The organism is Vreelandella lutescens (genome assembly GCF_014640815.1).
Taxonomy (GTDB): domain Bacteria; phylum Pseudomonadota; class Gammaproteobacteria; order Pseudomonadales; family Halomonadaceae; genus Vreelandella; species Vreelandella lutescens.
The window spans coordinates 32,377-45,885 of sequence record NZ_BMHM01000005.1 but is presented as its reverse complement, the minus strand read 5'-3'; the positions used below and the strand labels follow the sequence as shown (position 1 = coordinate 45,885).

Sequence of the window (13,509 nt, the reverse complement as noted above, 5' to 3'; positions counted from 1 at the left end):
TTACGCCGTTTTGATGCTCATCGTCACCACTTTTTGCGGGAACCGTTATGCCTAAGCGTACCGATATCAACAGCATTCTTATCATTGGCGCTGGCCCGATTGTCATCGGCCAGGCCTGCGAATTCGACTACTCTGGCGCCCAGGCGTGTAAAGCGCTGCGCGAAGAGGGTTACCGGGTTATTTTGGTCAACTCTAACCCAGCCACCATCATGACCGACCCCGCCATGGCCGATGCTACATACATCGAGCCGATTACTTGGCAGGCGGTTGAGAAAATTATCGAAGTCGAGCGCCCGGACGCTATTCTGCCCACCATGGGCGGCCAAACCGCGCTGAACTGCGCGCTGGATCTTGAAAAGCATGGCGTGCTGGCCAAGTACAGCGTTGAGATGATCGGTGCTAACGCCGACGCCATTAATATGGCGGAAGACCGCGACCTGTTCGACCAAGCCATGAAGCGCATCGGCCTTGAGTGCCCGAAAGCCAAGGTAGCGCACACCATGGATGAGGCGTGGGAGATTCAGGCAGAGCTTGGCTTCCCGACGATTATTCGTCCTTCCTACACCATGGGCGGCTCCGGCGGCGGCGTGGCGTACAACAAGGAAGAGTTCGAAGAGATCTGTACCCGCGGTTTCGAGCTTTCTAACAACCACGAGCTGCTGATTGATGAGTCGCTACTGGGTTGGAAAGAGTACGAAATGGAAGTGGTGCGCGACAAAAACGATAACTGCATTATCGTCTGCGCGATTGAAAACTTCGACCCCATGGGCGTACACACCGGCGACTCCATCACCGTCGCGCCTGCGCAAACGCTGACCGATAAAGAGTACCAAATCATGCGGGACGCGAGCCTCGCGGTACTGCGTGAAATCGGCGTGGAAACCGGCGGCTCCAACGTGCAGTTTGGTATGGACCCGAAAACCGGTCGTCTGGTCGTGATCGAGATGAACCCGCGTGTGTCGCGCTCGTCGGCGCTGGCATCGAAAGCTACCGGTTTCCCGATTGCTAAAATCGCCGCGAAGCTGGCAGTGGGTTACACCCTAGATGAGCTGCAGAACGACATTACCGGTGGTCAAACGCCGGCATCGTTTGAGCCGTCCATCGACTATGTCGTGACTAAAATTCCGCGCTTTACGTTCGAGAAATTCCCCCAGGCTAACGACCGCCTGACCACCCAGATGAAGTCGGTGGGTGAGGTGATGGCGATTGGCCGCACGTTCCAAGAGTCGCTGCAAAAAGCGCTGCGCGGGTTGGAAACTGGTAACGACGGCCTCGACCCGATCGTGACCGAATTCACCGATGAAGCCATGGCCCAAATCAAGGGCGAGCTGCAGGCGGCGGGTGCCGAGCGTATCTTCTTTGTGGCCGACGCCATGCGTTCCGGTATGAGCGTTGACGAGATCTTTGCGCTGACCAACATTGATCCTTGGTTCCTGGTGCAGATTGAAAATCTGGTGCTGACCGAAAACGCGGTGGCTAAGCGAACGCTTACCGATTTTTCTGCGCGCGAGCTTTATCAGCTCAAGCGTAAAGGCTTTGGTGATGCCCGTTTAGCCAAGCTTCTGGGCGTGTCGGAAAAAGAGTTCCGCAAAACGCGTCAGGCAGCAGGCATTCGCCCGGTGTACAAGCGCGTGGACACCTGTGCCGCTGAGTTTGCGTCGGATACGGCCTACATGTACTCCACCTACGAGGAAGAGTGCGAAGCGGACGTCTCGGATCGCCAGAAAATCATGGTGCTGGGCGGTGGCCCGAACCGTATCGGCCAGGGTATCGAGTTTGACTACTGCTGCGTTCACGCCGCCTTCGCCATGCGCGACGACGGTTACGAAACCATCATGGTCAACTGTAACCCGGAAACCGTTTCTACCGACTATGACACCTCTGATCGTCTCTACTTCGAGCCCGTCACGCTGGAAGATGTGCTGGAAATTGCTGATAAAGAGAAGCCGGTAGGCGTGATTGTACAGTTCGGCGGCCAAACCCCGCTGAAGCTGGCTCGCGAGCTGGAAGCCGCAGGCGTGCCGATTATCGGCACCACGCCGGACGCCATCGACCGCGCTGAAGACCGCGAGCGCTTCCAGGTGATGATCGACAAGCTTGGCCTGAAGCAGCCGCCTAACGCCACCGCGCGCAGCTTTGAAGAAGCATTCGATAAAGCTGAAAAAATCGGTTACCCCTTGGTCGTGCGTCCGAGCTATGTCCTGGGCGGCCGGGCGATGGAGATCGTCTACGACGCTTCCGAGCTTGAAAACTACATGACCAACGCGGTGAAAGTCTCCAACGACTCGCCGGTACTGCTGGATCACTTCCTGAGCGCCGCGGTAGAAGTGGATATCGATGCGGTCTCTGACGGCCAGCAGGTCGTGATCGGCGGTATCATGCAGCACGTAGAGCAAGCGGGCGTTCACTCCGGCGACTCCGCCTGTGCGCTGCCGCCTTACTCGCTGCCTGCTGATGTTCAGGATGAGATGCGCGAGCAGGTCAAGAAAATGGCCGTTGAGCTGGGCGTGAAGGGCCTGATGAACGTGCAGCTGGCGTGGCAGGATGGCGAGATCTACGTGATCGAGGTCAACCCCCGTGCATCGCGTACCGTGCCGTTTGTGTCCAAGTGCATTGGCACCTCGCTGGCGCAGATTGCCGCCCGCTGCATGGCCGGTAAAACGCTGGCCGAGCAGGGCTTTGAGCGCGAAATCGTGCCGCACTTCTACAGCGTGAAAGAAGCGGTCTTCCCGTTCAACAAGTTCCAGGGCGTTGACCCGATTCTCTCGCCGGAAATGAAATCTACCGGTGAAGTGATGGGCTCGGGCGAGACCTTTGCTGAAGCCTTCTTCAAGGCGCAGCTAGGCGCGGGCGAAGCGATCCCGGCGCTGGATGGCGACCGTAAAGCGTTCCTGTCCGTGCGTGAGCCGGACAAGCAGGGGATTATCGAAGTGGCCCGTTCTCTGCTAACATTGGGCTTCACACTTTGTGCAACACGCGGCACGGCAGCAGCGATTGAAGCCGCTGGGCTACCCGTGGAGCACGTCAATAAAGTCTACGAAGGCCGTCCCCATATCGTCGATCTGCTGAAGAACGACGAAATCGCCTACATCGTGAACACTACCGAAGGTCGTCAGGCAATTAACGACTCTTCGATCATTCGCCGTACTGCTCTCGCGCGCAAGGTGCCCTATGCGACCACCTTGGCGGGCGCTAATGCTGTTTGTATGGCGCTAGAGTACGGTAGGGAGATTACGGTGCGGCGCCTTCAGGATCTGCATGCAGGAGCAAATAAATGAATAAGGTCCCGATGACGGTAGCGGGAGAAAAAAGCCTTCGCGAAGAGCTCAACCACTTGAAGGGCGAAGCTCGCCCTCAGGTGATTGCAGCGATCGCTGAAGCGCGTGAACACGGCGACCTTAAGGAGAACGCCGAGTACCACGCCGCCCGTGAGCAGCAGGGGTTTATTGAGGGTCGTATTCAGGAAATCGAGAGCAAGCTCTCGGTTGCCCAGGTGATTGATGTCACCAAGCTGCCCAAAACTGGCAAGGTTATTTTTGGTGTGACCGTGTCGCTGCTGAATTTAGACAGCGATGCCAGCGTCACCTACCGCATTGTGGGTGAGGATGAGGCCAATATTAAAGAGGGCCGCATTTCAGTGACGTCACCTATCGCCCGTGCTCTGATTGGTAAAGAAGAGGGCGACGTGGTGGTAGTGAAGACCCCTGGTGGCGACGTTGAGTACGAAGTTGAGACGGTTGAACACCTCTAAACGCGTGCTGATAGCGCTATAAAAAAGGCCCGATGCAGGTAACTGCGTCGGGCCTTTTGGCTTAGCGGCGCTTGGCGCCGTGTCAGCATATTACGGTGCGCGTTAGTGCCGCCCGTGGTGGTTCTCAAAGCGAGCAACGTTGGAAAGCTTTGGATTGACCTTCGGGTTGTGGCGGTACAGTAGCGCCATCTTGCCAATGGTTTGCACGAGCTCGGCGTTGCTATCAGCCAACAGCTCGTTAATCATCGCGGCGCGGTCGTCCCGCTCTGGCAGCGCGAGCTTCACCTTGATCAGCTCGTGATCATTGAGCGCGCGGCTGAGTTCTGCGAGCAGATTTTCGGAGACGCCGTTCTCAGAAACGGTGACCACGGGGTTCAAATGGTGGCCAATGCTACGAAATGCTTTCTTTTGTGCCTGTGACAAGCTCATGGTATCTTGCGGTATCCCGGTTAGCGCTTAACGTTCCATCTTACGGTGAAATGCCGCTAAGTGAAAGCAATCACGTCAATGCGTCCATCTCTTATTCCAGTGTCAGATTCCCACATGCAGCAAAAGCCCCCAAGCCGAAAACATTCAGTGAGCAAAACCAGCAACAACTGGAAAAAAGAACATTTCGACGACCAGTACGTGAAGCAGAGCTGGCAGGATGGCTACCGCTCACGGGCGAGCTACAAACTGCTGGAGCTGGATGAAAAAGATAAGCTGTTTCGCCCAGGCATGACGGTGATCGATTTGGGTGCTGCCCCCGGTGGCTGGAGCCAAATTGCCGCTGAGAAAGTCGGGCCTGAGGGCGTGGTCATCGCTTCCGATATTCTGGAGATGGACGCGCTGGCAGGTGTGGACTTTCTGCAGGGTGATTTTACCGAAGAGAGCGTGCTGAACGCGATTATGGAGCGCCTGGGAAATCGCCCGGTAGACCTTGTTATGTCGGACATGGCCCCCAATATGAGTGGTATGGCTGCGATTGACCAGCCCCAGGCGATGTACTTGGTAGAGCTAGCGCTGGAGTTGGCTCGCGAGACGCTCTCCCCCAAAGGGCGTTTTTTGGTCAAGGTGTTCCAGGGCGAGGGCTTTGACACTTATCTGAAAGAGCTGCGTGGCAGCTTTGAACGTGTTGTTACTCGCAAGCCGGATGCTTCACGAGCGCGCTCCCGAGAAGTCTATTTTTTAGCGGAGGGCTATCGCGGTTAGCCAGTGCTGGCAAGGCCCTGGTGTTATGGCAACGTGTTATAGCAAAGATTTATCACCGCGATTGCCAGACAGGCAAGCGTAAGGTGTGTCACATTATGCACATTGGACGAGCGTGACACAGATGGCCCAAAGCCAAATGTGCTTTGGCAATGGTTGAACGTTGTACTCTAGTGTAAGGTCTGAGTACTAGCGGTTAACTGACGGATTCTTGTAATGAGGGTAGCCCCTTGAACGATATGGCGAAGAACCTGATTCTGTGGTTGGTCATCGCGGCCGTTCTACTGACAGTGTTCAATAATTTCAGTACGGAAAGCGCACCACAAACCACGAACTACTCACAGTTTGTGCAGCAGGTGCAAAATCAGCAGGTCCGTAGTGTCACGATTGATGGCTATACCATCTCTGGTGAGCGTACGGATGGGTCACAGTTCCAGACGATTCGTCCGGCAGCGGAAGACCCGAAGCTGATGGATGACCTGCTCAGCAATAATGTGACGGTGGTGGGTAAAGAGCCAGAACAGCAAAGCATCTGGACGCGTCTGCTGATTGCCAGCTTCCCGATTCTGCTGATCCTGGCTATTTTTATGTTCTTTATGCGCCAAATGCAGGGCGGTGCCGGTGGCGGTAAAGGCGGCCCGATGAGCTTTGGTAAATCCAAGGCGAAGCTGCTCTCCCAAGACCAGATTAAAACCACCTTTGCAGATGTGGCGGGCTGTGATGAAGCGAAGGAAGAGGTCGAAGAACTCGTCGACTTCCTGCGCGACCCCACTAAGTTTCAGCGCTTGGGCGGTACCATTCCCCGTGGCGTGCTGATGGTGGGCCCGCCCGGTACCGGTAAAACGCTGCTGGCCAAGTCCATTGCAGGCGAAGCGAAGGTACCGTTCTTCTCCATTTCGGGCTCTGACTTCGTTGAAATGTTCGTGGGTGTCGGTGCATCTCGTGTACGCGACATGTTCGAGCAAGCGAAGAAGCAGGCACCCTGCATTATCTTCATCGACGAAATCGATGCTGTTGGCCGCTCTCGCGGTACCGGCATGGGTGGCGGTAACGATGAGCGTGAGCAAACGCTCAACCAGCTGCTGGTGGAAATGGACGGCTTTGAAGCCAACGAAGGCATCATTGTCATCGCCGCCACCAACCGCCCGGACGTGCTTGACCCGGCGCTCTTGCGCCCCGGTCGTTTCGACCGCCAGGTCACCGTTGGTTTGCCGGATATTCGGGGTCGTGAGCACATTCTTGGCGTTCACCTACGCAAAGTGCCGCTGTCGGATGACGTGAAGCCGGTGCTGATTGCGCGCGGTACGCCGGGCTTCTCCGGTGCTGATCTCGCCAACTTGGTTAACGAAGCCGCGCTATTTGCTGCTCGTCGTAACAAGCGTTTGGTCAGCATGGAAGAGCTTGAGTTGGCCAAAGATAAGATCATGATGGGCGCTGAGCGCAAATCCATGGTCATGACTGATAAAGAGAAGCTGAATACTGCGTACCACGAAGCGGGTCACGCCATTATCGGTTTGGTCATGCCAGAGCATGATCCGGTTTACAAGGTCACGATTATTCCCCGTGGCCGGGCGCTGGGTGTGACGATGTTCCTGCCGGAAGAGGACCGCTACAGCCTGTCGCGTCAGCAGATCATCAGCCAGCTCTGTTCGCTGTTTGGTGGTCGTATTGCCGAAGAAATGACGCTTGGGCCAAACGGTGTGACCACCGGTGCTTCTAACGACATCAAGCGCGCAACAGAGCTTGCCCATAACATGGTGGCCAAGTGGGGTCTGTCCGATGAAATGGGCCCGCTCATGTACGATGAGGACGAGTCGCATCAGTTCCTCGGTGGCCCTGGTCAGGGCGGTGGTAAGCTGAAGTCGGGTGAAACCACCACGCGTCTTGATAAAGAAGTGCGCAAGATTATTGACCAGTGCTATGAGCAGGCGCGCCAGATTCTGCACGACAACCGTGACAAGCTGGATGCCATGGCGGAAGCGCTTATGAAGTTTGAAACCATTGATGCGACTCAGCTGAAAGACATCATGGAAGGCCGCGATCCGCGTCCACCTGAGGGCTGGAGCGACGGTGATTCATCCGGTGGCGGCACGCCCGTTAGCGATGACCAGCCAGAAGTGAAAGCGAAGGATGAAGCACCTAGCGAGTCGGGTGATGACAGCGAAGAAGATAGCGATGAGCCTCGTCGCCGTCCCTCTGATCCGTTAGGCGGCTCTGCGGGTTCTTAAGGGTGTCATCCCACAGGTGTTAGCAAAGGCGTCCCATAATGGGGCGCCTTTTTGTTATGCTGGGTGCCAATAGGCAGTTATGTTTCTTTTTATTTTTAGGCGGCAGTATGAATCTGAACGTTGACCCTTCAACGCCTTCACGCCAAGCAGGCAGTGCTTTGCAGCTGCGTTGCGGGCGCCATACGCTGGATCTCTCGTTTCCTCGGGTGATGGGGATTTTAAACGTCACGCCCGACTCGTTCTCCGATGGTGGGCAGCATGTTGCCCTAGACGATGCGCTGCGCCACGCCGAGCGCATGCTCGCCGAAGGTGCTGCGATGATTGATGTGGGAGGCGAGTCAACGCGCCCAGGTGCGGTACCGGTTTCTGAGCAGCAAGAGCTAGACCGCGTCGCCCCCGTGGTTGAGGCGCTGGTGCGCGAGCTGGACGCGCTCGTCTCGGTGGATACCAGCAGTGCCACGGTGATTCGTGAGGCCAGCACCTTGGGTGCAGGCATGATTAATGATGTACGTGCATTAGAGCGAGAAGGCGCTCTAATGGCTGCTGCAAGCAGCGGTTTGCCTGTGTGCCTGATGCACCGGCAGGGCGAGCCCCAGAATATGCAGCAGTCGCCTAGCTATAATGAGCCGGTCGAGCGAGCGGTAGCGGCCTATTTGACGGATCGTGTGGCTGCCTGCGAAGCAGTGGGCCTGCGTCGTCATCGTCTGTTGATCGACCCAGGCTTTGGGTTCGGTAAAACCGTCGAGCATAACCTGCGCTTGCTTAAATATATGGAGTCCTTGCTCGCCCTCGAGCTGCCTATTTTGGTTGGTATGTCGCGTAAAAGCATGATTGGCAAAGTGCTAGGTCGTCCGGTAGAAGAGCGGTTAGCAGGTGGTTTGGCGTTAGCCGCTATGGCGGTGGAGCGCGGGGCGAGCATCCTACGGGTGCATGATGTTGGGCCAACGGTGGATGCCGTGAATATGGCTTGGGCGGTATTGCAGGAAGGCTGTGAGCCGCCCGTGGATAAGGAACTCTCATTATGACACGACGCTATTTTGGCACTGACGGTATTCGCGGCACCGTGGGTCAGGCACCCATTACCGCTGATTTTATGCTCAAGCTTGGCTGGGCGGCAGGGCAGGTGCTACGCCGAGAGAAAGGCCGCACGCGCGTATTGATTGGCAAAGATACGCGGATTTCCGGTTACATGTTTGAGTCAGCGCTGGAAGCTGGGCTTTCGGCGGCGGGTGTTGATGTTTCCTTATTGGGTCCCATGCCAACGCCTGGGATTGCTTATCTCACTCGCACTTTCCGTGCCGATGCAGGCATTGTGATTTCGGCTTCTCATAACCCGTTTGACGATAACGGCATTAAGTTTTTCTCCGCCGAAGGCAAAAAGCTGCCGGATGAGGTGGAAGACCAAATTGAGGCCATGCTGGAAGCGCCGCTCACCACAGCAGACGCAGCGCAGTTGGGTAAAGCAACACGCATTGACGATGCCGCCGGGCGTTATATTGAATTTTGTAAGTCCACGCTGCCAGACCGGCTCAGCCTGCATGGGCTGAAAGTGGTGTTGGATTGTGCCCATGGCGCTACCTACCATATTGCCCCCAGCGTTTTTCGCGAGCTCGGGGCAGAGGTCAGCGTGATTGGTACCGCGCCGGATGGCTTGAATATCAATCATCATGTTGGCTCTACTCATCCCGCAGCGCTGCGGGCGGCGGTCATTCAGCAGGGCGCAGACCTGGGCGTTGCCTTTGATGGCGATGGCGACCGCGTACTCTTGGTAGACGCTGATGGTCGCGAAGTGGATGGCGACGATATTCTCTATTTGATTGCCCGCGATCGCTATGAGCGTGGCTTGCTGGAAGGCGGCGTGGTAGGCACGCTGATGAGTAACTTCGGCCTTGCCATGGCCTTAGATCGGCTCGGTATTCCCTTTCAGCGTGCCAAGGTAGGCGACCGTTTCGTGATGGAAATGATGGCGTCTAACGGTTGGGAGCTGGGCGGTGAAGCGTCGGGGCATATTGTATGCGGCCATGTGCAAACCACGGGTGATGGCATTGTCTCGGCGCTGCAGGTGTTGGCGCTCATGGTTCGTGAGCAAAAGCCATTGCCCGCACTACTTAAAGGGCTTGAAAAAGTACCGCAGTCACTGGTGAATGTGCGCTTGCCTGTCGGGTCAAACGCTAAAGAGGTGATGACGGCACAGCCACTGCTAGACGCGGTTGCCGCTCTGGAAACAGAGCTAGGAGATCAAGGTCGCGTATTGCTACGTCCGTCAGGCACCGAGCCGCTTATTCGGGTAATGGTAGAAGGGCGTGCGCACCTTGATGTGGACCGCTTAGCCAATAAGCTGGCAGGCCAAGTGCAGGCACTGCTGGGCTAATCAGCGAGTGGGGAAAGTGCCTATTCTTACCTAGTAAAGGGCGCTCTCCCCGTCATTGGGATAACAACAGCGGTTGTCTTGACAAGGCGGCTCCTATACCATTTCGCTCCACCTTGAGTGAGGATTATCCATGCGTACGCCATTAATTGCCGGCAACTGGAAAATGAACGGTTCTGCGGCGTTGATTGACGCGTTTGGCAAGGCCTTTGCTTCTGCCACGCTACCTGCCAACGTCGACGTGGTGGTTATTCCGCCGTTTCCTTATCTAGACGCTGCGCGCCAAGCGTTCAGTGGCACGCCGCTGCAGCTAGGGGCGCAAACGCTGAATCCTCATCACTCAGGTGCTCATACCGGTGAAGTGAGTGGCAGCATGTTGAAAGAGTTTGGGGTGGGCTATGTACTGGTAGGCCACTCCGAGCGTCGCCAGCTCTACCGTGAGAGTGACGAGCAGGTATTTGATCGTCTGCTGGCAGCGCTAGACGCAGGATTAACGCCTATCCTGTGCGTCGGAGAAACGCTGGAAGAGCGCGATGCAGGTCACACGATGGATGTTGTTTTGCGCCAAGTGGGCTATATCATGGCGCGCTTAGCACCAGAACAGCGTTTGCACGTAGTGATTGCTTATGAGCCCGTATGGGCGATAGGTACCGGGCGCACGGCCACACCTGAGCAGGCGCAAGAGGTGATGGCGGGTATTCGTGCTTATCAGGCAGGGTTTGATGCGTCGCTTGCCAAGCAGCTTAAACTGCTTTACGGCGGTAGCATGAATGCAAGTAACGCGGCTGAGCTGCTCGCCCAGCCGGACATCGACGGCGGTTTAGTGGGGGGTGCCTCACTTAAAACCGACGATTTCTACGCCATTTGTCAGTCAGCAGGATAACTCAATGCAAGTTGCAATTCTTATGGTTCACGTGGTGATTGCGGTCGCCTTGGTGGTACTTATCCTGCTTCAGCAGGGTAAAGGTGCTGAAGCAGGCGCTGCCTTTGGCGGTGGTGCTTCGCAAACCGTTTTCGGCTCGCGGGGTAGCGGTAATTTCTTGTCGCGTACAACGGGCATTCTCGCAGCAGGCTTTTTTGTGACCTCCATGGCACTGGCCTACTTTGCGACCCAGGCAGGCCAAGCGCCAGAAGCGGGTATTCCTGATGCGCGGATGATCGAACAGCAGCAAAATATCCCAACGCTTGACGACAGCCCTGCAGGTGTGGATAATACCGCGCCAGTGCTAGAGGAAAGCGGCGAGTAATCGTCAGGTATATTTCTTTAGCCTCCCCTGATGCCGAAGTGGTGGAATTGGTAGACACGCTATCTTGAGGGGGTAGTGACCGTATGGTCGTGCGGGTTCAAGTCCCGCCTTCGGCACCATCTGTTTTGCTGGTTTACCAGCTTCCCAGAGTTTTTGCCCTAGGAAGTCAGGGTTGGCACCTGAGGCGAAAGACGCACTTGAAGCAAGTTCTTGAAATGAGTTCTTGACGTAAGACCTTCAAGTGTCTATTATCGTCGACCTAGATTGATGCGGGGTGGAGCAGTCTGGTAGCTCGTCGGGCTCATAACCCGAAGGTCATCGGTTCAAATCCGGTCCCCGCTACCATTTAATTAGCACCATGGTTTATATTTTGAAGCGGTCTACACTGAGCTTTGAAATGGCGAAAACGCCGGGACCTGATGCTAATATGGTATTACAGGTTTCTTTCAAAAAGCCCCTTCCTGTGAAGGGGCTTTTTGTTAGTAGCTTTTTATACAGCTTTTGAAAGTTGTTTGTTGTTAGCTTTTTGCGAGCCAAGAGTGTCTCACGAGCGGATGTTGTCCGAGTAGCCAGAGGCACATTCCCAGGTAATGCCCATCAGCCACCTAGCTTTTCTTACGACTCCTGGCCAGGTGCCTGATGCAACGGCTATAGGAGCTTTGTCTGTGGCCACAAAACACGCTGCGCTTCACGCGCTGATCGAACCTGTCGTTGCCTCTATGGGCTTCGAGCTATGGGGTATCGACCATATTTCCCAGGGCAAGCATTCACGGTTGGTGATTTACATCGAGCGCGAAAGCGGTGTCAGCGTGGAAGACTGCGCTGACATTAGCCGTCAGGTCAGTGCCGTTATGGATGTGGAAGACCCGATTCCCGGCGAATATCGTCTGGAAGTCTCGTCACCCGGCATGGCACGTCCCCTTTACTCCCTGGAGCAGTTTACGCGCTATCAAGGCCATCACGTGGCATTGAAGCTGCGCGTCGCGTTTGATGGGCGACGCAAATATCAAGGGCTTCTCGCAGGCGTCGAGGGGGATGAAGTGCTGCTGCAACTGGAAGGCGAAGAGTACTGCTTTCCTATCGAAAGCATCGATTCTGCGCACGTTGTCCCGCAGTTCGACAAGTAACACGGGTCGCGGCTTCCGGCAAGCGCCGGGATGATGCACAAAAGGACAGGTTTTCTGGCGAGGCAAACGCATGAGTAAAGAAATTTTAATGGTCGTGGACGCGATCTCTAATGAAAAAGGCGTCCCACGCGATGTCATCTTCGAAGCGGTAGAAGCCGCGCTAGCCAGCGCGTCACGTAAGCGTTTTGAGCACGAAGAAGCCAATGTGCGCGTTCATATTGATCGCCGCACAGGTGACTACGATACGTTCCGCCTATGGACCGTGGTCGAAGATGACGAATTCGAAACGCCAGACTACGAAATTAAAGAAACCATTGCCGAGCAGCGCGATCCGCCGCTGAAGCTTGGCGATGTGGTTGAGCAAAAAATTGACAATGCCATGTTCGGCCGGATTGCTGCGCAAACCGCCAAACAGGTCATCGTGCAGAAAGTACGTGAAGCTGAGCGAGCCGAAGTGGTTCGTCAGTACGCTGATCGCGAAGGCGAGCTGGTCGCAGGTATCGTTAAAAAGACCACCCGCGACGGTTTGATCATCGATCTGGGCGAAAACGCTGAAGCGTTTTTGCCCCGTAACGAAATGATCCACGGCGAACGTTATCGTATGAACGAGCGTGTGCGCGCGCTGTTGGTGAAGGTCGATGCCGATGCTCGCGGCGCGCAGCTGCAGCTGTCGCGTACGTGCCCTGAATTCATCATTGAGTTGTTCAAGATCGAAGTGCCGGAAATTGCCGAGCAGCTGATTGAAATTAAAGGCGCTGCGCGCGATCCAGGCTCACGGGCCAAGATTGCGGTGAAAACCAACGACCGTCGTATCGATCCTGTTGGAGCGTGCGTTGGTATGCGGGGTTCGCGTGTTCAGGCGGTATCGTCTGAGCTGCAAAACGAGCGTGTGGATATTGTGCTGTGGGATGACAATCCGGCACAGCTGGTGATCAATGCCATGGCACCCGCCGATGTGGCGTCTATCCTTGTGGACGAAGATGCCCATGCGATGGACGTGGCGGTGGCTCAGGACAATCTGGCACAGGCCATCGGCCGTAGCGGTCAGAACGTTCGCTTAGCCTCTGAGCTGACCGGCTGGCGCATCAACGTCATGACCGAAGACGAAGCTGAGTCTAAGCGCGAGCAAGAGATTGACAGCCTGGTGGACTCTTTCGTGCAGCATTTAGAAGTGGACGAAGACGTTGCCCGCCTGCTGGTAGAAGAAGGGTTTACCACCCTTGAAGAAGTTGCTTACGTGCCGCTTGAAGAGATGCTTGAAATCGAAGAGTTCGATGAAGCGTTGGTAGAAGAGCTGCGTGCACGTGCGAAAGACGAGCTGCTGACGATGGCGATTGCCTCGGAAGAAGCGCTAGACGGTGCCCAACCGGCAGAAGATTTGCTGGAAATGGACGGCATGGAGCGCCACCTGGCCTTCATCCTGGCCAGCCGCGGTATCGTTACAATGGAAGATCTCGCCGAGCAGTCCGTCGACGATCTGGTCGATATCGAGGAGTTGGACGAAGCGCGCGCAGCGGCACTGATCATGACTGCCCGTGCGCCCTGGTTTGAAGTCGATGACGCATCGGATTCAAACACACAGTAAACAGGTCACGGGTTT

Annotated in this window: 11 protein-coding genes and 2 tRNA genes; 12 read left to right on the top strand and 1 reads right to left on the bottom strand. The window is 55.9% G+C overall.

Annotated features, from left to right (window positions below; translation table 11 throughout):
• Positions 1–47 precede the first annotated feature (47 nt).
• Entirely contained in the window at positions 48–3,278 is a 3,231-nt protein-coding gene (gene carB / locus IEW65_RS13290) for a carbamoyl-phosphate synthase large subunit (RefSeq protein WP_188639966.1), read from the top strand.
• Positions 3,275–3,751 carry a transcription elongation factor GreA gene (greA, locus tag IEW65_RS13285; RefSeq protein WP_188639965.1) on the top strand — a complete coding sequence of 159 codons (477 nt, stop codon included), beginning with the start codon at positions 3,275–3,277 and terminating at the stop codon, positions 3,749–3,751. Before carB ends, greA begins: the two co-directional genes overlap by 4 nt.
• A gap of 102 nt (positions 3,752–3,853) precedes the next feature.
• On the opposite strand, the gene yhbY is transcribed toward greA, so the two are convergent.
• On the bottom strand, positions 3,854–4,180 hold the full coding sequence (yhbY, locus tag IEW65_RS13280) for a ribosome assembly RNA-binding protein YhbY (RefSeq protein WP_188639964.1): 327 nt from the start codon (positions 4,178–4,180) through the stop codon (positions 3,854–3,856).
• 114 nt (positions 4,181–4,294) lie between these two features.
• Here yhbY and rlmE point away from each other — a divergent pair, with 114 nt between their 5' ends.
• The 10 genes from rlmE to nusA all read left to right on the top strand — a co-directional run bounded on the left by rlmE (position 4,295) and on the right by nusA (position 13,494).
• Positions 4,295–4,942 carry a 23S rRNA (uridine(2552)-2'-O)-methyltransferase RlmE gene (rlmE, locus tag IEW65_RS13275; RefSeq protein ID WP_188640168.1) on the top strand — a complete coding sequence of 216 codons (648 nt, stop codon included), beginning with the start codon at positions 4,295–4,297 and terminating at the stop codon, positions 4,940–4,942.
• A 227-nt stretch (positions 4,943–5,169) separates the two neighbouring features.
• Positions 5,170–7,167, top strand: a complete 1,998-nt coding sequence (ftsH, locus tag IEW65_RS13270) for an ATP-dependent zinc metalloprotease FtsH (RefSeq protein ID WP_188639963.1) — start codon at positions 5,170–5,172, stop codon at positions 7,165–7,167.
• A 107-nt stretch (positions 7,168–7,274) separates the two neighbouring features.
• Positions 7,275–8,192, top strand: coding sequence for a dihydropteroate synthase (gene folP / locus IEW65_RS13265; RefSeq protein ID WP_188639962.1), 918 nt, complete (start codon positions 7,275–7,277; stop codon positions 8,190–8,192).
• On the top strand, positions 8,189–9,538 hold the full coding sequence (glmM, locus tag IEW65_RS13260) for a phosphoglucosamine mutase (protein WP_188639961.1): 1,350 nt from the start codon (positions 8,189–8,191) through the stop codon (positions 9,536–9,538). Before folP ends, glmM begins: the two co-directional genes overlap by 4 nt.
• Before the next feature lie 130 nt (positions 9,539–9,668).
• Entirely contained in the window at positions 9,669–10,418 is a 750-nt protein-coding gene (tpiA, locus tag IEW65_RS13255) for a triose-phosphate isomerase (protein ID WP_188639960.1), read from the top strand.
• A gap of 4 nt (positions 10,419–10,422) precedes the next feature.
• Entirely contained in the window at positions 10,423–10,782 is a 360-nt protein-coding gene (gene secG / locus IEW65_RS13250; RefSeq protein WP_188639959.1) for a preprotein translocase subunit SecG, read from the top strand.
• 32 nt (positions 10,783–10,814) lie between these two features.
• Positions 10,815–10,901 (top strand) — tRNA-Leu (locus IEW65_RS13245).
• Positions 10,902–11,050: 149 nt separating this feature from the next.
• Positions 11,051–11,127 (top strand) — tRNA-Met (locus IEW65_RS13240).
• A gap of 320 nt (positions 11,128–11,447) precedes the next feature.
• Positions 11,448–11,909 (top strand): ribosome maturation factor RimP, encoded by a 462-nt coding sequence (gene rimP / locus IEW65_RS13235; RefSeq protein WP_188639958.1) that lies wholly within the window; start codon positions 11,448–11,450, stop codon positions 11,907–11,909.
• Positions 11,910–11,979: 70 nt separating this feature from the next.
• Positions 11,980–13,494 (top strand): transcription termination factor NusA, encoded by a 1,515-nt coding sequence (gene nusA, locus IEW65_RS13230; protein WP_188639957.1) that lies wholly within the window; start codon positions 11,980–11,982, stop codon positions 13,492–13,494.
• Positions 13,495–13,509: the final 15 nt, after the last annotated feature.